This is a genomic window from Shimia sediminis (assembly GCF_003990645.1).
Classification (GTDB): domain Bacteria; phylum Pseudomonadota; class Alphaproteobacteria; order Rhodobacterales; family Rhodobacteraceae; genus Shimia; species Shimia sediminis.
In genome coordinates this window covers 629,130-649,042 of sequence record NZ_RYZK01000001.1, presented here as the reverse complement: position 1 = coordinate 649,042, position 19,913 = coordinate 629,130, and the positions used below count along the sequence as shown (strand labels likewise).

Genomic DNA, 19,913 nt, shown 5'->3' with positions numbered 1-19,913 from the left:
CGGCACCAGAAAGGCGGTTGCGTCAATGTTGTTGTTCGTCATTTAAGGGTCAAAAAACGACATTTTTCATGACGATTTTCGACCTTGGGGCCGGATCAGCCGAAATCGTGGGGCATTGCGGCGCGGCGAATCTGGCTGGGTGCGGCGCCAAAGTGCTGTTGACTGAAGCGGGTGAAATAGGCCGCACTTCCAAAGCCCAAGGTATCGGCTATCTCGTTGATTGGCATGGATGTTTTGATAAGCATCATATGCGCTTGATGCTGCACGACCTGGCTGAGCATATCGGCAGCAGTCAGCCCCGAACTGTGGCGGCAGACACGGGTCAGATGGGTCGGGGTGATGTCGAGATCCTCGGCATAATCCTGCATGGGGCGGCCCGTGGCATAGTTTTCGGCCAGAAGGTCCGCAAAACGACGCACGATTCGCTCGGCAGATGTGGCTCGGGTCGGGTCGGCAAGAATTTGCATCTGACGGCGCAACCAGATTGAGATCAGAGAGGCGATGGCAGTCAGGGCTTCGGTCAGATAGGTGCGGTTTTCGTGAATCTCGCGACGCAGGTCATCCAGCAGGCCGGTGAGTTCGGCCTGCGCCAGACCATCCTGCAGACGCAGTTGCTGAGTGCGATCCGGCAGAAGAACACGGCCATCATTGGGGATAATCAGGGCCTGACCCTGGATGTGGCGCCCGGCTTCGATCGCCAGAAGCTTGCCCGCAGGTACAAAGATGGCGTTATGGGCACCAAACCCGCGGCGTAGACCGTGCAGCAACAGTCTTCCTTGTCCTCTGGTGATCCACAACAAGAGATGATGGTCGCGCAGATGCAGCTGCTCTAATTGCCACGCACCGCCATGAGTGATCTGCGCCAGTGTCATGATGCGGATTTGCGAGTCGTCGACTGCCGAGATTGGCGAAGTCACCGCGGATTGACTGAGTTCTGACGCCTTGACCGGCGCCGCCACGCCCGTTTGCCCCATGCCGGGGCGCGTCATGAATGACGGAATATGTAAAGTCTTCTCGGCCATTGGCGCACAGATATGGCAGCGTGGTTCGGATTCGGCAAGGCGCGTGGCGGCAGCAAGCGGGGGCTTGCCAGAAACAGATTGTTCAGGCGTAAGACCGCTGAGAGCACTCCTGGTTCATTCGGTGGTTCGCCAGGCATGCCAGCCGCTCTCGGCGGACTTGGCGTTCACATGGGTTTCGTGAGCAACGCCTTGAAATGCAATGACGTTCCTGGCTGACGCATGGGGTTGAACACAGACGTCATCCGGTTAGCGGACATCCCAATGTCTGCTGTAGTGCCGCCACCAGTTCCTCGACCGTCTCGGTTGTCACAAACAGTCCCCCGGTTTCATCAGCAAGGCAACGTGCGACGGTGGTGGTGTTCAGCGCGTCCTGTTCAGGATTGTTCCAGGCGAAGAAATCGACAACGGCGCGGAAGCCGATGACGTGGACTGTCAGGTCGCGGGCGGTGGTGTTCAGGGTTTGCGCCAACTCACAAGGCCGACCACCGCATGTCTCATTACCGTCGGTGATAAGCACCACGACTCCCGCACGGTTGCGGTAATCCAGTGTCTCCGCAGCCTGGTGTACGGCTTGGGTCAGAGGTGTCAGCCCGTCGGGGCGCAGAGTTTCAATGGCTTCGGTCACGGGGCCTGCGGAATTGGCAATCGGGCCAAAGCGCAGATCGAGATTCCGACAAGAGCCATTGGGGCCGGGGCCATAGATCATCAGGCCGACGCGGCGGTAGGGGGCGATGTCGGGCATGGCGCGGCCAATGGCCTGTCGCGCCTCGATGATCCGGGTGTTTGGGCCGGTCTCGAACGTGATTTCATCCATCGAGGCAGAACCATCAAAGACCAGCATGGCGTCGGTGGAACATTCGCTGATCTGCGCGTTTGGGGTATTGATGCCAAGAGCCAGCGCGGCTGAGGCGAGCAAGGACACGGGGATGAAGCGTTTCATGGGGGTTAATGTGGCGCTGGACGTCACGGTTGTCCAATGAAACGCGGCTCCGTCTGTAAGCGTCAGCCTGAGTCTGGCCTGTACTTAATCCAGTCCTTCATGCGCTTGCGAAACCATGTGCGTTGGCGTTTGGCGAATTGGCGAGTGGCGATTGTGGCGGCTTCGCAAGCTTCGTCCAGCGTCATCTCACCCTTTAGGTGCGCGATCAGTTCGGGGGCGCCGATGGCCTTGTTGGACAAAAGCGTGGCGTCCCAGGTGGCGAGGTTGGCGCGCGCCTCGTCCAGCGCGCCCAGGTCGATCATCTGGGCAAAGCGGTGGGCGATGCGGGCGTTGAGCCAATCTTTGTCGACGTCAAAAAGAATCGGGACCGTTTGGTCGAGGCGGAGCAAGGGCGGCGGCGTTGCGTCCTGCCAGTCGGCCAGGGGTTTGCCGGTGGTGCGCAGAACTTCCCAGGCGCGTTGGACACGCATGGGATTTTGACGGTCGATACGCGAGGCAGTTTCGGGGTCGAGCTCGGCGAGGAGGGCGGCGAAACCTTCCTGTGTTACCCGGTCGTTGGCTTCTTCTCGCACTTTGGGTGGGGTTGGTGGAATGTCGGCAAGGCCTTCGGTCAGGGCCGAGAAATAGAGGCCGGTGCCGCCGGTGATGATCGGGCGCTCTGCGCCCTGAAGCAGGGGGGCGAGCTCACGTAACCAGTGTCCGACGGAGTAGTCGGCGTCATGGGGCACGTGGCCGTACAGCGCATGGCGCGCGCGCGATTCGTCCTCGGCTGAGGGGCGGGCGGTGAGCACGCGCCAGTTGTCATAGACCTGAATGGCGTCGGCATTGATGATGATGCCGCCCTGTTCTTCGGCGATCTGCAGCGCGAGGGCGCTTTTGCCGCTGGCGGTGGGGCCTGCGATCAACACGGGCTGGTCCGGGGCGATTTCGGGCAGAGAGGTCATGGGTGATTTCCGTCCGAATTGTACAAAGATTTAAGATCGCGCATTGAACCTGACCCGGTTTTCGGACATTTTGCGCGCGATCCTAAATCCATGCGAAGCCGGAGTGCAACATGACTGATCAATCCCCCGCCGCCGACACCACCTATAAACGCGTGATGCTCAAGATTTCGGGGGAGGCACTGATGGGAGATCAGGGCTTTGGCCTGAACCCGCCCACTGTGCAGCGTATCGCCGAAGAGGTGAAATCAGTGCACGACCTGGGCGTCGAGATCTGCATGGTCATCGGCGGAGGCAATATTTTCCGCGGGCTTTCGGGGTCGGCGCAGGGCATGGAGCGCACCACAGCGGATTACATGGGCATGCTGGCGACGGTGATGAATGCGCTGGCGATGCAGTCGGCGCTGGAGTCTTTGGGCGTCTTTACCCGCGTGATCTCGGCCATTCCGATGGATCAGGTGTGCGAGCCCTATATTCGCCGCCGCGCGGTGCGCCACCTTGAGAAAAAGCGGGTGTGCATTTTCGCGGCAGGCACCGGCAACCCCTATTTCACCACGGATACGGCAGCAACGCTGCGCGCCAACGAGATGGCCTGCGAGGCGATTTTCAAGGGCACCAAGGTAGACGGCGTCTACGACAAGGACCCGGTCAAGTTCGACGACGCGGTGCGCTATGACAATGTCAGCTACGACGATGTTCTGGCGAAACGTCTGGGCGTGATGGATGCCAGCGCGATTGCCCTGGCGCGGGACAACAATCTGCCGATCATCGTGTTTTCGCTGGATGAGCCAGGCGGGTTCCGCGGCATTCTTGCGGGGCAGGGCACCTACACCAAGGTCGGGTAGAATAACTCAAGGGAGAGGTGTTGCTCGCTTGATTGGCGTGACAGGTTACTGCTCTACCAAGAAAAAACCGATCTGCGGTTTGATCCTTCACGCAAACTGTGCGAAACGGGGATAGGATATTTCCGGTGCGCGCGGCACCGATCAACAAAAAAGACAAGAGCTGATCCCATGTCCGAAGATTTTGAACTTGATACCGACGACCTGACCCGCCGTATGGAAGGCGCCATGGGCGCGCTGAAGACCGAGTTTGCCTCGTTGCGCACGGGGCGCGCCTCGGCCAGCATGCTGGAGCCGGTGATGGTGGACGCCTATGGCCAGAAGACACCGATCAATCAGGTCGGTACAGTGAACGTACCCGAGCCACGTATGGTGACTATTAATGTCTGGGACAAGTCGCTGGTCTCGGCCGTTGAAAAGGCGATTATGAACTCAGGTCTTGGCATCAACCCGCAGACCAACGGTACAATCGTGATGTTGCCGATCCCTGAGTTGAACGAGGAACGCCGCACTGAACTGGCCCGTGTCGCCGCGCAATATGCCGAGCACGCGCGTGTATCGATCCGCAACATTCGTCGCGACGGAATGGACCAGATCAAGAAGGGCAAGAATGACGGCCACATGTCCGAAGACGACCAGAAAATCTGGGAGTCCGAGGTGCAGGATCTGACAGACACATACATCAAAAACGTCGACGCCGCGCTTGAGAACAAGCAAGGCGAAATCATGCAGGTCTGAGGTTCAGCTGACAGGGGGCCATTGTGGGGTCTGAGACGAAAAACACAGGCGGTCCCCGACACGTCGCGATCATCATGGATGGCAACGGGCGTTGGGCGCAGGCCCGCAACCGGCCGCGTCTGTTCGGGCACCATGCTGGCGCACGCCGGGTGCGTGAGATCGTCGAGGCCTGCCCGGAGAACGGCGTCAAGTATCTGACGATATTCGCTTTTTCCACTGAAAACTGGAAGCGTACACAGATCGAAGTGGCCGGGCTGATGAGCCTGTTCCGCCGCTATATCTCTAAGGAAATGAAAGATTTCGTGAAGCGCAACGTGCGGGTGCGCTTTATTGGCGACCGTGTGCGGCTGGATGAGAAACTGCGCGGTTTGATGGACGAAGCCGAAGAGCTGACCAGCCATTGCACCGGCACCAACCTGACCATTGCCCTGAACTATGGCGCGCGCGACGAGGTGGCGCGGGCCACGCAGCGGCTGGCGCGCGATGTGGCGGCTGGCAAGCTTGATCCCGAAGATGTGGATGAAGAAACCCTGCCGAAGTATCTTGATACCCGCGTGCTGCCGGACCCGGATCTTGTGATCCGCACCAGCGGTGAGGCGCGGATTTCGAATTTCCTGCTCTGGCAATCTGCCTATGCGGAATATGAGTTTGTTGACACGCTATGGCCGGATTTCTCGGCGGAAGAGTTTCACAAGCTGGTGTCGTCCTATGGCGGGCGCGAGCGCCGATTTGGTGGCGTCCAATCATGAGCGGTACATCGGGTAAGTGGGGCGATCTGGGCCCACGGGTTCTGTCTGCCATCGTCATGGTGGTGATCGGGGCGGTCGAGGTTTGGCTGGGTGGCAATTGGTTCCACGGGTTGGTGGCTGCAGTGGGCGGTGGCATGATCTGGGAACTCACACGCATGATGGCACCAAACGCCCAACGGTTGCCATTGCAGCTGGGACTTTTGTCGGCTGTGGTGTTGTTCGTGGCGCCGCTGATTGATCGCCAGTTCATGCTGCCCGTGCTTGTGGCGCCTGCGATTGTCGGGGCGACACAAATTGAGAAAGATCGTTTGGTATACGGTGCTTACGCGGTTGCATTGATGTTGGCTTGCACGGGCTTGATGCTGCTCAGAGACTTTAACGGCATTCGTTTGATCGTCTGGCTGGTTCTGGTGGTGATTGCCACCGATGTGGCGGGCTATTTTGTGGGCCGCATCGTTGGTGGGCCGAAATTCTGGCCCAGGGTCAGCCCCAAAAAAACCTGGTCTGGGACAATTGGCGGCTGGGTTGCTGCCGGGGCTGTGGGGGCCTTTTTTGGTGGCGTGCCGCTGATCATTGTGAGCGTTGTAACCTCGTTTTTTTCGCAGATGGGCGATGCAGCCGAGAGCGCGATCAAACGGCGTACGGGGGTCAAGGACAGCTCGAACCTCATTCCCGGCCACGGCGGGTTGCTGGACCGCTTTGATGCGCTGATGGGGGCCGCTTTGTTTGTCATGCTGATGGGGGCCGTTGTTGGGCTTCCGACGGGTCAGTAAATGCGCAAAGTCTCTGTTTTTGGTGCAACCGGGTCGATTGGGCAAAACACGATTGATCTGATTGATCGTGATCCTGCGGCTTATGAGGTTGTTGCACTCAGCGGTGGGCGCAACATCGCGCAGCTGGCTGAGGATGCAAAACGTCTGAGAGCACAGGTTGCGGTTACGGCTCACGAAGAGTTGTTAGATGATTTGCGGGATGCTTTGGCGGGCAGTGGCGTTGAGGCTACGGCCGGGGCAGGCGCCATAGAGGAAGCCGCCTGCCGTCCTGCAGACTGGGTGATGAGCGCGATTGTCGGGGCGGCGGGTTTGAAACCGGGCCTGCGCGCGCTGGAGCAGGGGGCGACGCTGGCGCTGGCCAACAAAGAGTCACTGGTCACCGCAGGGGCCCTGATCATGGGCACTGCAAAGACCCATGGCGCGCGCATTCTGCCGGTGGACAGCGAGCATTCCGCAGTGTTTCAGGGGCTCGTGGGCGAGGATTTTGGCAGCGTCGAACGTATCATTATCACGGCCAGCGGTGGGGCGTTTCGTGACTGGAGCCTTGAGGATATGGCACGGGCGACACCGGAACAGGCCTCGTCCCATCCCAACTGGAACATGGGGCAGCGGATCACGATTGACAGTGCCTCCATGTTCAACAAGGCGCTGGAAGTCATTGAGACAAAAGAATTCTTCGGTTGCTCGCATGAAATGATCGAAGTGCTGGTGCACCCCGAGTCTCTCGTGCATGCGCTGGTCGGTTTCCGGGATGGTGCGCTGATGGCGCATGTCGGCGCACCGGATATGCGGCACGCCATCGGTTATGCGCTGCACTGGCCTGAAAGGCGCGCTTTGCCGGTCGAGCGGCTGGATCTTGCCAAGATCGGACAGATGCATTTCCGCGCACCGGATCCCGCGCGGTACCCGGCCTTGCGGCTGGCTCATGAAGTGATGGAGGCCGGAGGGCTGAGTGGTGCGGCCTTCAACGCGGCCAAGGAAGTGGCGCTGGACGGATTTATCGAACATCACATCGGTTTTCTGGAAATGGCCGAGGTGGTTGAGGAAGTACTGACGCGACTTTGGGGAGGGGCATGCCATATTAATGCCGAAATGACCCTTGATACGGTGCACCAAACCGACCACATCGCCCGCAAGACGGCGAGAGACGTCATCGCCGAGCGGCAATAAGAGAGAAGAGCACACGTGGATATTTTCAGCCTGCTTTCCGGATTCGGGAACACCTTTTGGGTATTGATCGCCTTTGTTGTGGCGCTTTCGATCATTGTCGCGATCCATGAGTATGGTCACTACATCGTCGGACGCTGGTCTGGGATCGGGGCGGATGTCTTCTCGTTGGGGTTTGGCCCTGTTTTGTGGAGTCGCGTCGACAAACGCGGAACCAAGTGGCAGGTCGCGGCAATTCCCTTGGGGGGCTACGTGAAGTTCAAGGGTGACGCCAACGCCGCCTCGGGCAAGGATGGCGAGGCGATGGCCGAAATGAGCGACGAAGAACGCCGCCACACCATGCACGGCGCACCGCTTTGGGCGCGGACGGCGACGGTCGCTGCGGGGCCGATCTTCAACTTTATCCTGTCGATTTTGGTTTTTGCTGCCGTGTTCATGAGCCGTGGTGCCGTGGGCGATGATCTTGTCGTGGGTGAAATGTATGACCTGCCGGGGGTTTATCAGCTGCAGAGCGAAGATGAGATCCTGTCGATTGCAGGTCAGGTGAACCCGGGTGTCGAGGATGGCGAGGCGTTCGAAAAGTTCATCGAGGCCATTCCTGTGGAGCAACCGCTGACCTATGGTGTGTCGCGGATGGGCGATGAAATCGACGTCACCGGCCCCTATCCCTATCCGCCAATTGTGCTGCATTTGTCACCACGCTCTGCCGCCTATGAAATCGGTATGGAAGTGGGCGATGTCATCACGGCCATTGATGGGCATCCGATCACCGGGTTCTCGGAACTGAAAGAGGCCGTTGAGACTGGCAATGGGCAGGTCCTGCTGCTGACCGTGTGGCGGGCCGGGCAGGAGCTGGAATTCGCGCTCGCCCCACGTCGGGTGGATGAGCCGCAGCCTGAGGGCGGGTTCAAAACGCATTGGCGCATTGGCATTGGCGGTGGTTTGGCCTTTGAGCCGGCAACCGAGCGTTTGGGCTTTGGCACGGCGATTATGGGGGGCGTGACACAGACTGGGCGGATTATTCAGGGATCGATCTCTGGTCTCTACCACATGATCACGGGTGCGATTTCGTCCTGCAACCTGTCGGGTCCGGTAGGTATTGCGCAAACTTCGGGTGCAATGGCGAGTCAGGGTGCACAGAGCTTTATCTGGTTCATCGCCGTGCTGTCTGCGGCGATTGGCATGCTGAACCTGTTCCCGATCCCGATGTTGGATGGCGGACACTTGGTGTTCTACGCCTATGAGGCCGTCGCAGGGCGGCCTCCGAGCGATGGGGTTGTGCGGGTGTTGATGACCCTTGGCCTGATGATCGTGATCGGCCTGATGCTGTTTGGCCTTTTGAATGATATCGTGCGCTGCTGACGCAGCAGAGGGTTCGGGCAGGGGTTAACCCTGTCGCGGAGCTTTCATGAAACTGCCCCATTCCTGCCCCATTCTCCTCGTAGCGTAGGCGAAAGAGAAGAGAGAGAGTGGAGCAGATCCATGCATACAATCGAACAAGGATACCGCGCGATCAGTTTGTTGATCGACATCAACTGGGATCGGTTGTTGTTCCCATCGGCCATTCTGGCAGGTCTGATGGCCGCCGCCTATGTCGGTTCGCTTGGTCTCTTTTAAAACCGAAATTAGTACCTAATCACTCACGGTTTTTTCGTTTTACGGCCCGACCTGCCTTGCAGGCGGGCCGTGCGTAGTTATTGGGGATAAGTTTGTGGATAAGTCTCAGGTCACAGTGGGCAGTTTGCCATTTTGACAACTTCGCTCATACCGGTTAGTCACTTCGCAACTGGGATGTCTTGCAGGATTTGGGCTATGACCAAACAAAATCGGGCGGTAGCACGCGCGGCAGTACAGAATAACAACAAGCTGCGCCACTTTCTTTTGACAATTTTCTTTTTGATTTCAGCTGCTTTGCTTGCTTTGCCAACCTTTGCGGAGGCGCAGCAATACAAGTTCGATACCATCTCTGTTGAAGGCAACAAGCGGATCGAATCCACGGCCATTTTGACCTACGCGGGAATCGCCAAAGGCCAAACGGTCACAGCGGGTCAGCTAAATAACGCTTATCAGAACATCCTGGACAGCGGCCTGTTTGAAAGCGTTGAACTCGCCCCAAGCGGAAATCGGTTGAAAATCACGGTTGCCGAGTACCCCACGATCAACCGTATCAGCATTGAAGGCAACGCACGGTTGAAAGACGATGCCTTGAGCTCATTGATCGAGTCCAAATCCCGCCAGGTCCTGAACCCAACTGTCGCTGAACGCGACGCTGCGCGCTTGGCCGAAGCCTATTCGCAGGCTGGTCGTTTGGCTGCCCGTGTAACACCGCGAGTGATCCGGTTGAGTGACAACCGCGCGGACCTGGTTTTTGAGATATTCGAGGGCGATGTCATCGAGGTCGAACGGGTCAGCTTTGTCGGCAACCAGCACTACTCCGACCGACGCCTTCGCCGAGTTGTGGATTCGAAACAGGCAGGAATCCTGCGCCGTTTTGTTCGAAGTGACACGTTTGTGTCTGACCGGATTGAGTTCGACAAACAGGTACTGCGAGACTTCTATCTTTCACGAGGATACGTGGATTTCCGGGTCACAGGTGTAAATGCAGAACTTGCACGCGAACGCGATGGCTATTTCATCACTTTCAATGTGCAGGAAGGTCAACAGTTCACGTTTGGTGAAGTCAGTGTTCTCAGTGAGATTGAGGGCCTTGATGCCGCAGTTTACCTTGAGTCTTTGAAGATCAAATCGGGAGTGGTTTACTCGCCCTCATTGGTCGAAAACTCAATCGCGCGTCTGGAACGTTTGGCATTGCAGCATGGGCAGGATTTCGTCCGGGTGGACCCGCGTATCACACGGAATGAGCGTGACCTGACATTGGATGTGGAATTTGCACTGGTGCGCGGTCCGAGAATTTTTGTTGAGCGGATTGATGTCGAAGGCAACACTTCAACCCTGGACAGGGTGATCCGACAAAAGTTCCGTATCGTGGAAGGGGACCCGTTCAACCCACGCGAAATTCGTGAGAGTGCCGAACGTATCCGCGCGCTTGGATTCTTTGAGACAGCAGAAGTGAACGCCCGCGAAGGGTCGACCCCGGATCAGGTGGTTGTCGACGTAGATGTGGTTGAGAAGCCCACCGGATCGTTGAAATTCGGTGCGACCTATGGATCGTCTGTGGGGATTGGCCTTGTTGTGAGTTTTGCGGAGAAAAACTTCCTTGGTCGGGGGCAGGATCTGTCCTTGTCCTTCAGCACGGCCTCTGAAGAGCAAGAGTACTTTTTCTCATTCTTCGAGCCTGCCTTCTTGGGACGGGATATTAGAGCAGGGTTTGTGCTCAGGTATCAGGAGCGCGATCCCGACCAGGCCCGCTGGACCACCTCGGTTGGCGAATTTCGTCCCTCGTTGCGCTTTCCCGTCAGCGAAAATGGTCGTTTGACGCTGCGCTACACTGGGAAGAACAACAAGCTGGAAACTGGTGTCAGCTATCCGGGATCTCTGATTGATCAGGAAGAAGCGCGCGGAGACATTTGGCAAAGTGCCCTTGGATACACCTATGCCTTTGACACGCGGAACAAGGGGTTGGATCCCACAAGCGGTGTCAGATTGGAGTTCTCTCAAGACTTTGGCGGTTTGGGCGGAGATTACGAGTATATCTCCACAAGAGCTTTGGCGATCGCCGAAACAACGGTTCTTCAAGAAGAGGTCACCCTGAGGGCATCATTTGAAGGCGGCGGTCTGCACTCGCCCAACAAGGACAGTCGCGTGACGGACCGCTTTTTCCTCAATGCAAGGCAGATGCGTGGGTTCGAACCGCTTGGAATCTCTCCGCGTGAAATCGACTTGAGTGGTGCGACCAGTCAAAACGATGCGCTTGGTGGGACTTACTATGCGGTCGCGCGATTTGAAGCGGAGTTTCCATTGGGGTTGCCGAACGAATACGGCATCACAGGCGGCGTGTTTTACGATGTTGGCTCGGTTTGGGGACTGGATAACACCTCTGGCATAGGTACGATTGTGCATGATGACTTCAACCTTCACCATGTGATCGGTTTCTCGTTGTTCTGGGACACTGCTATTGGTCCGTTGCGGTTCGATTTCACGAAAGCTCTGAAGAAAGAAACCTACGACGAAGAGCGCAACTTCGATTTCACGATCGCTGCTGAGTTCTGATCGGCATGGCGGCGCGCGTGGCTGTCCTTTTGCGCTGCGTCGCGGTGGTGCTGACTCTGCTGGCCATGATGGCAGCGGCCCAAAGTCAGACCGCCACGGAGAGCGAAATCCTGACCATCGAGTCGGATCGGTTGTTTGCCGAGTCGGCTTTTGGTCAACGCGTGGCTCGGGATTTGGAAGCGCAACAATCCATCCTTTTGGCGGAAAATCGTAAGATCGAGGCTGAACTCGCCGCAGAAGAAAAGCGCCTGACCGATTTGCGAAAAGGAATGACGCCGGAGGATTTTCGCGCGGTCGCGGATGCCTTTACGGATCGTGTGCAGGAGATCAGAGAAGCGCAGGATGCCAAAGCACGCGCGATTGGAGAGATGCGCGAGCGCCAACAGGGGGTCTTTATTCAGGCCGCCGACCCGATCCTGTTCGAGTTGATGAAAGAAGCCGGGGCAAGCGTGATCCTAGAGCGCCGCGCCGTCTTTTACTCGACAGATGCCGTGGATATCACCGATTTGGCCATAAAGCGCCTGAACCGGACGATTGGCGATGGTGTCCGGGAGAGCGGTGACCAATAGGCCATGCGCTTGCGCCGGTGCACGCAGGTTGCTAGGGCTATCTCAACAATGACACATGAATGAACGACCGGGAGACTGTTATGTCCGACACCCTGAAAAGCGCTGATATTGGTTTGATCCAGCGGATTATTCCACACCGCTATCCTTTCCTGTTGGTGGACAAGGTTGTTGATATTGACGGCTATCAAAGCGCAACGGGCATCAAGAATGTCACGATGAATGAGCCGCACTTTCAGGGCCACTTTCCGGGTAAGCCGATTATGCCCGGTGTGACCATTGCCGAGGCCATGGCGCAGACGGCTGCGGTGATGGTTGGTGTGGCGATGGACATGGCGGACAAAGAATTGTTGGTCTATTTCATGTCGATCGACAAATGCAAATTCCGCCGCATGGTGGTGCCGGGCGATGTGTTGGAGATGCGTCTGCAAACTGTCCGCGGTCGCCCTGGCGGCAAAGTGTGGAAATTCGCGGGCGTCGCCACGGTTGAAGGTGAGATGGCTTGCGAGTGCGAATTCACGGCGATGATGGATCTGCCTAAGGAGTAGGCTCTTATGGCGATTTCATCCCAAGCAAATGTGCATCCCAGCGCGGTCATTGATGACGGAGCTGAGATCGGTGCTGGCGTTTATGTGGGGCCTTTCTGCGTCGTTGGTCCAAAAGTTGTTCTGGCTCCGAATGTCACGCTCAAGTCGCATGTGGTTGTGGCCGGTGACACCGAGATCGGCGAGGACACAGTGGTGTTTCCTTTCTCGGTGATCGGGGAAATCCCTCAGGACCTGAAGTTCAAGGGCGAAGAGACCCGTTTGGTCATTGGTAAGCGCAACCGCATTCGCGAACATGTCACAATGAACACTGGTACCGACGGCGGCGGCGGGGTGACCAAGGTCGGCGACGATTGCCTATTCATGGCTGGCTGCCACATTGCCCATGATGCCCAGATCGGGGACCGTGTGGTGATCGTGAACTCGGTTGCTGTCGCGGGTCATTGTATCATCGAGGATGATGTCATTATTGGCGGGCTGTCCGGCATCCATCAGTTCGTGCGGATCGGAAAAGGCGCCATAATCGGGGCACTGTCGATGGTGACAAATGACGTGATCCCGCATGGTCTGGTCCAGGGGCCGCGTGGCAAGTTGGACGGGTTGAACCTTGTTGGACTAAAACGGCGGGGTGTAAGCCGGTCAGATATCACGGCGCTGCGGGCTGCGTTCCAGATGATGGCCCAGGGCGAGGGTGCGTTTCAGGAACGTGCTCAGCGGATGGGCGAAGAGTTTGACAGCGCGTACGTTCAGGAGATTGTCGAGTTTGTTCTTGGCAACACTGATCGCTCTTTCCTGACGCCGGGGTAGATATGCAGGATCTGGCAATTCTGTCCGGGGCAGGTGGATTACCTGTCATGTTGGCAAAGCAACATCCCCAGGCTGTGCGGGTGGTGTTCAAGGGCGTTGAACACGCGATGCAGGCGCCTCTGGCGGAACATCGTTTTGAAAAGTTGGCAAGCCTGTTTGATGACCTGACCGCACGTGGCGTGACGCGGGTTGTGCTGGCAGGGGCGATGTCGCGGCCTGCATTGGACCCAAGCCAGCTGGACCCTTTCATGATGCAATTGGCGCCGCGGTTGATGTCCGCAATGCAGGGCGGCGATGATGCCATCCTGCGGTTGATCATAGCCGTCTTTGAAGAGCAGGGATTTGAGGTTGTCGGTGCGCATGAGCTGCTGCCGGGCATGACCGTGCCTGATGGTGTCTTTGCGGGTCCCGAGCCTAAGGACGCGCACCTGAGTGATGCGAGCCGGGCGATGGACATTCTGTTGGCCCTGTCGCCTTTGGATGTGGGGCAAGGCACCGTGGTGGCCGGAGGCCTGTGCCTTGGAATTGAAACCCTGCAAGGGACGGATGCGTTGTTGCGTTTCGTCGGTGAGACGCCCGAGCATCTGCGCCGTGGCAAAGGCGGCGTGTTGGTCAAAGCACCAAAGCGCGGTCAGGATCTGCGGGTTGATATGCCTGTGGTGGGGCCTGACACCGTGAGGAATGCTGCTGCGGCTGGTCTGGAGGGGATCTTTGGCGCGGCTGGCAAGGTGCTGATCGTGGAGCAAGACGCGACACGCAGTGCACTGGAAGAGACTGGGCTGTTCCTGGCGGGGCGGGTGCTCTGATGAAGGTCTTCCTGATCGCAGGCGAGATGTCCGGCGACAGATTGGGCGCGGCCCTGATGGAGGGGTTGAAGACGCTGAGGCCAGAGGCAGAGTTTTTTGGTGTTGGCGGAGCATTGATGCAGGCTCAGGGCATGACCAGCCTGTTCCCGATGGAAGAGCTGAGCGTCATGGGCATCGCCGAAGTGCTGCCCAAGTACAGGCATCTGGTAAAGCGCATGCACCAGACCGCAGAGGCTGTGCTGGCTGAGCGGCCCGATGTTCTGATCACCATTGATAGTCCGGATTTCTGTCTGCGCGTGGCGCGTGAAGTCAAGAAACTTAGCGATATCCGGACAGTGCATTACGTGGCGCCTTCGGTTTGGGCCTGGCGGCCCAAGCGCGCGCAAAAGGTTGCGAAGGTTGTGGATCAGGTCCTGGCACTGTTGCCGTTTGAGCCGCCCTACATGGAGGCCGCGGGGGTGCGATGCGACTTTGTCGGGCATCCGGTGGTCAATGAACCGGTTGCCAGCGATGCCGAGGTTGCTGGGTTTCGCGAGGCTCATGGCATCGGCGATGCGCCGCTTTTGGTGGCCTTACCCGGATCGCGCCGGTCAGAAGTCTCACGTTTGACGCCGACCTTTGGCGGCGTTGTCGCGCGCATGAAGGCTGAAAAGCCGGATTTGCAGGTGGTGCTGCCTGCCGCGGCGCCGGTCGCAGGACTGGTGCGCGACTTGACGGCCGACTGGGCGCACAGACCAATCATCCTTGATCCAAACGGTCTGAGCGAGGCTGAGATGCTTGCCACCAAGCGCGCGGCGTTTCGGGCGGGGGACGTGGCGCTGGCGGCCTCGGGGACGGTTTCGCTGGAGCTGGCAGCGGCTGGCACGCCGATGGTGATCGGGTATGACATGAACTGGATCAGCTGGCAGATCATGAGCCGCATGGCACTGATCGACACGGTTACGCTGGTTAATCTGGTGACAGACACGCGGGCGGTGCCGGAATTCCTGGGGCCTGCGTTCCGCGCCGAAGCGATTGCATCGGCACTTTTGGGGGTTCTCGACGATCCCGGCCCGCAACGTAGCGCAATGGCTCTGACGATGGAGCTGTTGGGCAAAGGACAGGCCAACCCGGGCCTGCGCGCCGCGCGTGCGGTGTTGGACGGTTTGGAAGGCGCATAGCTCATGTGGGTGCAACTTGGTCTTGCAGCCTCGGGCGCGCTGACGCTTTTGGCGACAAATGTCGACAACCTCGCGGTGCTGATCGCATTGTTATTGACCACCGGGCGCGGCGCGGCCCTTGGTAGTTTTTTGACGGCGCAGTCGTTGGTACTTGTGGCGGCTTTGGTGTTTGCCGAAGGCGCTGAGGCTGCAATTGCGGGCTGGACTGGGTACTTGGGTATCGTCCCTCTGGGACTGGGGCTTTGGGGGATCTATGCCCAATGGCAAAGTGATCAGGACGGCAGCCCCTCGCGCCCTGTGAAAGGGACGTTTCTTGGCTGTTTGGCGTTGTTCCTGGGCCTGTCCATGGACAGCTTTGCCGCCTTTGCCCCGCTTTTGGCCGACACGGTGCCGCTTTATCGGACGTCAGTGGTGATCGGCGCAGGCGTTGCCCTGGCGGGGCTCGGGGCCGCAGGGGTGGCGTTGTCGTCAGGTGCGCGCCGCAGCGGCACATGGTTGCCGCGGCTGGAACGGCTTGGCCCGTACGCGATGATTGCCGTGGGGCTCTACGTGCTGTCCAATACCGGAACAGATGCCGTTTGAGGTGTGAAATCCCGCGCCGGACCTGTTGAATGTCCTTGTCGGTTCGCAGGCCAGTCCCCTAGGGTGTTAACAGAACATGTTAAACGAACAGTTCATGCCGACGGGTCACAAGACGCACAGGTCGACAAGAGGGGATGCTTGCTCGTGAACACCTCAGACTCTGGCGAAATGCCACGGCTGTCTCATTTGATCCTTGGTGATGGCACGCCGCGCAAAGCGGTTTTGACCGCTTTGGTTGTTGGCTCCTTGCTGACGATGATCAATCACGGCGACCTGATCCTGTCGGGGGATTTTCCTCCGCTTGTTAAAGTTGCCCTGACCTATTGTGTGCCTTTTTGTGTAACGACCTGGGGGGCGGTAACCGGCAAGCGCGCTCTGCTCAAAAAGCAGAACAAGGTGCAGACAGCAAACGGCATGGGAAGCGGGGCGTCATGAACGCAGAACAATTTTTCAATCAAAAGACCATTCTTGACCTCAGTTTCTTCAATTTCAGAAACGCGATTACCGCAGCGTATTTTGCCAATCGAGATCTTGAGATTCAGCGGATAAACGACAATTTCCGCACCTTTTTTCCAATCCTTGGCAATGTAACAAACGCCTCGATGCTGGACGTTTTGGAACAGCTTGGTGTGCCCGGGGCGCAGATCGACACCTATGCGAGCGAGCTCGAGACCAATGGCTCTGTTTTGCTTCCCAAGGTTGAGGTATCGGTAGAGGGCGAGCAACGGGTCTATTCGCTTTTGTCGGCATACACGCAAAACGCCGATTTTTCCTATCTAAACGGGGTGCAGGGACAGTTCGTCGATCGCACATCCGAGTGGTCTCTGCGCCGGGAGCGCGAGGATCTTCTTGAACAAAAAATTCGCGACCGAGAACTTATTGAAGAAAAAAGCAATCAGCTTGAAGTGCTCGCAAATCGGTTAGCGAAGTATCTTTCGCCGCAGATTTACCACAGCATTTTTTCGCAGACCGAAGACAAAACCCACTCACACGCGCGAAAAAACCTGACAATCTTTTTCTCGGACATTGTGCAATTCACTGATCTGAGTGACGTCATGGAGCCTGAGCGCCTCGCAACCGTCATCAATTCTTACCTGTCAGAAATGACCAACGTGGCGTTGGAATGCGGCGGCACGATCGACAAATTTATTGGCGATGCCGTACTGGTCTTTTTTGGAGACCCAGACACCGAAGGAGAAGTGCAGGACGCTTTGAAGTGCGTGGAAATGGCGTTTCGTATGCAGGAACGTGTCAAGGCGTTGCAAGGCTACTGGAAAAAGAATGGTGTGACCAACGGCTTGAAGGTGCGCATGGGGATCGCGACTGGGTTTTGCACCGTGGGCAACTTTGGCTCGGATCAACGGCTTGATTACACGGTTCTCGGAAGCCCTGTGAACTTGGCCGCGCGGCTGCAAGGGCTGGCAGAGGCCGACACTATCCTGTTGGACGAAAACACGCACAACTTGGTTGAGACACAGGTCAGAGCAGAACCCAAAGGTGAATTTACACCACGCGGGTTCGCGCGTGAGGTCAAGTATTTTGAGTTGCAAGGATACGCCGAACCCGCGTCCCAAGACACGCGGCGGCAACTGTCTCACATCGGCGAGCATGTCGAAGTGAATATCATCGATAGCGCAGATATTCAGGGTGCAATCGAAGAGTTACGGCAAATCCAGATCAAGTTCGAAGCACAATTGGCGGAGCGGGACGGCAAACAATGACCTGCCGACTCGGATGTGACAGATCAATACCCGCGCCAGATCCAGCCACCGCCGAAGATCCGGCTGCTGTCGGTGTCGTAGAACACGCAGGCCTGACCGGGTGAGATACCTTCTTCCGGGGTCAGCAGCTCAACCTCGGCCGTGTCCGGACCGGTGGGTCGGATGATGGCATTGCGCGGCGGGCGGGTTGAACGCACCTTGACCGCCACATGCCATTCCGGCTGGCTTTCGAAGGGGGTGTCGCCCAGCCAGTTGATCTCGCGCACCGGGATAATTCGGGTCGCGAGCATCTCTTTCGGGCCGACAACGACCTGTTTGGTGTCGACGTCGAGTTTCACCACATAAAGGGGCTCCGAAAGGCCACCAATGCCAAGACCGCGGCGCTGACCGATGGTGTAGTGGATCACGCCATTGTGCTGTGCGAGAACCTTGCCCTCAGGATCAACAATGTCGCCGGGCTCTGCCGCGCCGGGGCGCAGTTTCTCGATAACCGACGCGTAGTCTCCGTTGGGCACAAAGCAGATGTCCTGGCTGTCGGGCTTGTCAGCCACGGCGAGACCGTATTCTGCCGCCAGCGCGCGGGTCGCATCCTTGTTGGGCAGGTGGCCGAGTGGAAAGCGCAGATAGTCCAATTGCTCGGGCGTGGTTGAAAACAGGAAATAGGATTGATCGCGGCGAGCGTCCGCAGCCGAGTGCAGTTCAGCTCCATTTTTGCCCATCATGCGCTGGATGTAGTGGCCGGTGGCCATGCAGTCCGCCTCGAGGTCCTTGGCCGTCTCGAGAAGGTCCTTGAACTTGACCCTTTCGTTGCATCGGATGCAGGGCACGGGCGTGGCGCCAGCGAGGTAGCTGTCGGCAAATTCGTCGATGACGGCGTCCTGGAAGACGTTTTCATAATCCAACACGTAGTGCGGGAAGCCCTTTTCTTCGGCCACGCGGCGCGCATCATGGATGTCGATCCCGGCACAGCAGGCGCCTTTCTTGGCCAGAGCGGCGCCATGGTCATAAAGCTGCAGGGTCACGCCGACGACGTCATAGCCTTCGTCGGCGAGCTTGGCCGCCACAACGGATGAGTCGACGCCACCCGACATGGCCACCACCACGCGGGTTTCCGAGGGCGGTTTTGCAAAGCCCAGGGAATTCAGTTTTGTGTCGCTATCCAGCGCCATGTGAGTCGCTCCAACCAGAAGTCGTCGAGAATATAGGAAAATCCTAACTACTCTCAAGGGGGTGTTTCACCGCTCGTTAAGCCTGATGCTCCAGCATGTGTGCAAAGTGAGGGTTTGGGTATGTATTTAAAGAAGGTTGAAGGGCCGAGAACCGTGACGATGGCCAATGGTGATGTGATGACGCTGGCTGATCTGCCGTCGGTGAACACGCGACGTTGGGTGGCGTCGCGAAAGGCCGCAGTGGTGCGTGGCGTGCTGTATGGATTGATTTCACAACGAGAAGCGATGGAGCGTTATGGACTCAGCGAAGACGAGTTTCAGGAGTGGGTGTCCGCCGTTGCACGATTTGGAGAAGATGCACTAAAAGCGACGAATCTTCAAAAGTATAGACAACCATAGGTTGCGTATGGCATTTTCCTGATAACAGTAACCGGCGGTTAACCTTTATTCGTCAAGGTTAACGGCGAACAATCTTGTTATGAGGACCCTGTCATGCGTGTTTTGTTGGTCGAGGACGATCCCGCCACTTCGAAAAGCATTGAAATGATGCTGACCCATGCAAATCTGAATGTTTACGCCACGGACCTCGGGGAAGAGGGAATCGATCTGGCCAAACTCTACGACTATGATCTGATTCTTCTGGATCTTGGCCTGCCTGACATGACCGGCCACGAGGTTTTGCGGCAGCTGCGCTTGGCGCGGATTGAAACACCGATCCTGATCCTGTCGGGTGCAGATGATACGGAAAGCAAGATCAAGGGTTTCGGTTTTGGTGCAGATGATTACCTGACCAAACCCTTCCACCGCGAAGAGTTGGTGGCGCGCATACACGCAATTATTAGGCGCTCGAAAGGGCATTCTCAATCCATCATTCACACCGGCAGGATTGCGGTGAACCTGGATGCCAAGACTGTTGATGTGGAAGGGACGCCAGTCCATCTCACCGGGAAGGAATACCAGATGCTGGAACTTCTCTCCTTGCGCAAAGGCACGACTCTGACCAAGGAAATGTTCCTGAACCATCTCTATGGTGGCATGGATGAGCCTGAGCTGAAGATTATCGACGTCTTTATTTGCAAATTGCGCAAAAAGCTCAGCGAAGCGACAGGTGGCGACAACCATATCGAAACTGTTTGGGGCCGTGGCTATGTGTTGCGTGATCCGCAGCCATCCGAGCAAATGGACGAAGAGCGTTTGGCGCTGCGCGCCTGATAC

At 57.6% G+C, this 19,913-nt stretch carries 22 protein-coding genes; 18 read left to right on the top strand and 4 right to left on the bottom strand.

Features of this window, described 5'->3' with window-relative positions:
* Positions 1–95 precede the first annotated feature (95 nt).
* The 3 genes from EK369_RS03280 to miaA all read right to left on the bottom strand — a co-directional run bounded on the left by EK369_RS03280 (position 96) and on the right by miaA (position 2,906).
* A complete protein-coding gene (locus EK369_RS03280; RefSeq protein ID WP_164726834.1) occupies positions 96–989 on the bottom strand; it encodes an AraC family transcriptional regulator in 894 nt (297 codons plus the stop codon).
* A 271-nt stretch (positions 990–1,260) separates the two neighbouring features.
* Positions 1,261–1,962, bottom strand: a complete 702-nt coding sequence (locus tag EK369_RS03275; RefSeq protein WP_235871331.1) for a vWA domain-containing protein — start codon at positions 1,960–1,962, stop codon at positions 1,261–1,263.
* Between the two features lie 62 nt (positions 1,963–2,024).
* Positions 2,025–2,906 (bottom strand): tRNA (adenosine(37)-N6)-dimethylallyltransferase MiaA, encoded by an 882-nt coding sequence (gene miaA, locus EK369_RS03270; RefSeq protein WP_127112237.1) that lies wholly within the window; start codon positions 2,904–2,906, stop codon positions 2,025–2,027.
* A 110-nt stretch (positions 2,907–3,016) separates the two neighbouring features.
* On the opposite strand from miaA, the gene pyrH reads away from it, so the two are divergent.
* The 16 genes from pyrH (at position 3,017) to EK369_RS03200 (ending at position 17,529) form a co-directional block, all read left to right on the top strand.
* Positions 3,017–3,748: a UMP kinase gene (gene pyrH / locus EK369_RS03265; RefSeq protein ID WP_127112236.1), complete on the top strand. Its 732-nt coding sequence runs from the start codon at positions 3,017–3,019 to the stop codon at positions 3,746–3,748.
* Between the two features lie 168 nt (positions 3,749–3,916).
* On the top strand, positions 3,917–4,483 hold the full coding sequence (frr, locus tag EK369_RS03260; protein ID WP_127112235.1) for a ribosome recycling factor: 567 nt from the start codon (positions 3,917–3,919) through the stop codon (positions 4,481–4,483).
* Between the two features lie 23 nt (positions 4,484–4,506).
* On the top strand, positions 4,507–5,232 hold the full coding sequence (uppS, locus tag EK369_RS03255) for an undecaprenyl pyrophosphate synthase (RefSeq protein WP_268920600.1): 726 nt from the start codon (positions 4,507–4,509) through the stop codon (positions 5,230–5,232).
* Positions 5,229–6,005, top strand: a complete 777-nt coding sequence (locus EK369_RS03250; protein WP_127112234.1) for a phosphatidate cytidylyltransferase — start codon at positions 5,229–5,231, stop codon at positions 6,003–6,005. The genes uppS and EK369_RS03250 overlap by 4 nt, the downstream gene beginning before the upstream one ends.
* Complete coding sequence (gene dxr / locus EK369_RS03245) at positions 6,006–7,175, top strand: 1-deoxy-D-xylulose-5-phosphate reductoisomerase (protein ID WP_127112233.1); 1,170 nt, start codon at positions 6,006–6,008, stop codon at positions 7,173–7,175.
* Between the two features lie 15 nt (positions 7,176–7,190).
* Positions 7,191–8,534, top strand: coding sequence for an RIP metalloprotease RseP (gene rseP, locus EK369_RS03240; RefSeq protein ID WP_127112232.1), 1,344 nt, complete (start codon positions 7,191–7,193; stop codon positions 8,532–8,534).
* Positions 8,535–8,654: 120 nt separating this feature from the next.
* Positions 8,655–8,789 carry a hypothetical protein gene (locus EK369_RS22265; RefSeq protein ID WP_268920599.1) on the top strand — a complete coding sequence of 45 codons (135 nt, stop codon included), beginning with the start codon at positions 8,655–8,657 and terminating at the stop codon, positions 8,787–8,789.
* Positions 8,790–8,984: 195 nt separating this feature from the next.
* A complete protein-coding gene (gene bamA / locus EK369_RS03235) occupies positions 8,985–11,342 on the top strand; it encodes an outer membrane protein assembly factor BamA (protein WP_127112231.1) in 2,358 nt (785 codons plus the stop codon).
* 17 nt (positions 11,343–11,359) lie between these two features.
* Entirely contained in the window at positions 11,360–11,911 is a 552-nt protein-coding gene (locus EK369_RS03230) for an OmpH/Skp family outer membrane protein (protein WP_235871330.1), read from the top strand.
* A gap of 80 nt (positions 11,912–11,991) precedes the next feature.
* Positions 11,992–12,456 (top strand): 3-hydroxyacyl-ACP dehydratase FabZ, encoded by a 465-nt coding sequence (gene fabZ, locus EK369_RS03225; RefSeq protein WP_127112229.1) that lies wholly within the window; start codon positions 11,992–11,994, stop codon positions 12,454–12,456.
* A gap of 6 nt (positions 12,457–12,462) precedes the next feature.
* On the top strand, positions 12,463–13,260 hold the full coding sequence (lpxA, locus tag EK369_RS03220; RefSeq protein ID WP_127112228.1) for an acyl-ACP--UDP-N-acetylglucosamine O-acyltransferase: 798 nt from the start codon (positions 12,463–12,465) through the stop codon (positions 13,258–13,260).
* A gap of 2 nt (positions 13,261–13,262) precedes the next feature.
* Entirely contained in the window at positions 13,263–14,066 is an 804-nt protein-coding gene (locus EK369_RS03215; RefSeq protein WP_127112227.1) for an LpxI family protein, read from the top strand.
* Entirely contained in the window at positions 14,066–15,226 is a 1,161-nt protein-coding gene (lpxB, locus tag EK369_RS03210) for a lipid-A-disaccharide synthase (RefSeq protein WP_127112226.1), read from the top strand. Before EK369_RS03215 ends, lpxB begins: the two co-directional genes overlap by 1 nt.
* Positions 15,227–15,229: 3 nt before the next feature.
* Positions 15,230–15,808, top strand: a complete 579-nt coding sequence (locus tag EK369_RS03205) for an ATP synthase subunit B family protein (protein WP_127112225.1) — start codon at positions 15,230–15,232, stop codon at positions 15,806–15,808.
* 168 nt (positions 15,809–15,976) lie between these two features.
* The gene (nrtS, locus tag EK369_RS22365; protein ID WP_368731911.1) at positions 15,977–16,243 is read left to right on the top strand and encodes a nitrate/nitrite transporter NrtS; all 267 of its coding nucleotides are present in this window, start codon (positions 15,977–15,979) and stop codon (positions 16,241–16,243) included.
* Positions 16,144–17,529, top strand: a complete 1,386-nt coding sequence (locus EK369_RS03200) for an adenylate/guanylate cyclase domain-containing protein (protein WP_206198015.1) — start codon at positions 16,144–16,146, stop codon at positions 17,527–17,529. Before nrtS ends, EK369_RS03200 begins: the two co-directional genes overlap by 100 nt.
* 23 nt (positions 17,530–17,552) lie before the next feature.
* Here EK369_RS03200 and mnmA read toward each other — a convergent pair whose 3' ends face one another.
* Positions 17,553–18,698, bottom strand: coding sequence for a tRNA 2-thiouridine(34) synthase MnmA (gene mnmA / locus EK369_RS03195; protein ID WP_127112224.1), 1,146 nt, complete (start codon positions 18,696–18,698; stop codon positions 17,553–17,555).
* A 120-nt stretch (positions 18,699–18,818) separates the two neighbouring features.
* Between mnmA and sciP the strand changes: the two genes are divergently transcribed.
* A complete protein-coding gene (gene sciP / locus EK369_RS03190; protein WP_127112223.1) occupies positions 18,819–19,097 on the top strand; it encodes a CtrA inhibitor SciP in 279 nt (92 codons plus the stop codon).
* 93 nt (positions 19,098–19,190) lie between these two features.
* Positions 19,191–19,910 (top strand): response regulator transcription factor CtrA, encoded by a 720-nt coding sequence (gene ctrA, locus EK369_RS03185; RefSeq protein ID WP_127112222.1) that lies wholly within the window; start codon positions 19,191–19,193, stop codon positions 19,908–19,910.
* Positions 19,911–19,913 lie beyond the last annotated feature (3 nt).

What these genes read in the sequence shown, in the direction of transcription:
- EK369_RS03280 (WP_164726834.1), bottom strand. Translation starts at nt 989, where the DNA reads ATGACGCGCCCCGGCATGGGGCAAACGGGCGTGGCGGCGCCGGTCAAG.
- EK369_RS03275 (WP_235871331.1), bottom strand. Translation starts at nt 1,962, where the DNA reads ATGAAACGCTTCATCCCCGTGTCCTTGCTCGCCTCAGCCGCGCTGGCT.
- miaA (WP_127112237.1), bottom strand. Translation starts at nt 2,906, where the DNA reads ATGACCTCTCTGCCCGAAATCGCCCCGGACCAGCCCGTGTTGATCGCA.
- pyrH (WP_127112236.1), top strand. Translation starts at nt 3,017, where the DNA reads ATGACTGATCAATCCCCCGCCGCCGACACCACCTATAAACGCGTGATG.
- frr (WP_127112235.1), top strand. Translation starts at nt 3,917, where the DNA reads ATGTCCGAAGATTTTGAACTTGATACCGACGACCTGACCCGCCGTATG.
- EK369_RS03250 (WP_127112234.1), top strand. Translation starts at nt 5,229, where the DNA reads ATGAGCGGTACATCGGGTAAGTGGGGCGATCTGGGCCCACGGGTTCTG.
- dxr (WP_127112233.1), top strand. Translation starts at nt 6,006, where the DNA reads ATGCGCAAAGTCTCTGTTTTTGGTGCAACCGGGTCGATTGGGCAAAAC.
- EK369_RS22265 (WP_268920599.1), top strand. Translation starts at nt 8,655, where the DNA reads ATGCATACAATCGAACAAGGATACCGCGCGATCAGTTTGTTGATCGAC.
- bamA (WP_127112231.1), top strand. Translation starts at nt 8,985, where the DNA reads ATGACCAAACAAAATCGGGCGGTAGCACGCGCGGCAGTACAGAATAAC.
- fabZ (WP_127112229.1), top strand. Translation starts at nt 11,992, where the DNA reads ATGTCCGACACCCTGAAAAGCGCTGATATTGGTTTGATCCAGCGGATT.
- lpxA (WP_127112228.1), top strand. Translation starts at nt 12,463, where the DNA reads ATGGCGATTTCATCCCAAGCAAATGTGCATCCCAGCGCGGTCATTGAT.
- EK369_RS03215 (WP_127112227.1), top strand. Translation starts at nt 13,263, where the DNA reads ATGCAGGATCTGGCAATTCTGTCCGGGGCAGGTGGATTACCTGTCATG.
- lpxB (WP_127112226.1), top strand. Translation starts at nt 14,066, where the DNA reads ATGAAGGTCTTCCTGATCGCAGGCGAGATGTCCGGCGACAGATTGGGC.
- EK369_RS03205 (WP_127112225.1), top strand. Translation starts at nt 15,230, where the DNA reads ATGTGGGTGCAACTTGGTCTTGCAGCCTCGGGCGCGCTGACGCTTTTG.
- nrtS (WP_368731911.1), top strand. Translation starts at nt 15,977, where the DNA reads ATGCCACGGCTGTCTCATTTGATCCTTGGTGATGGCACGCCGCGCAAA.
- mnmA (WP_127112224.1), bottom strand. Translation starts at nt 18,698, where the DNA reads ATGGCGCTGGATAGCGACACAAAACTGAATTCCCTGGGCTTTGCAAAA.
- sciP (WP_127112223.1), top strand. Translation starts at nt 18,819, where the DNA reads ATGTATTTAAAGAAGGTTGAAGGGCCGAGAACCGTGACGATGGCCAAT.
- ctrA (WP_127112222.1), top strand. Translation starts at nt 19,191, where the DNA reads ATGCGTGTTTTGTTGGTCGAGGACGATCCCGCCACTTCGAAAAGCATT.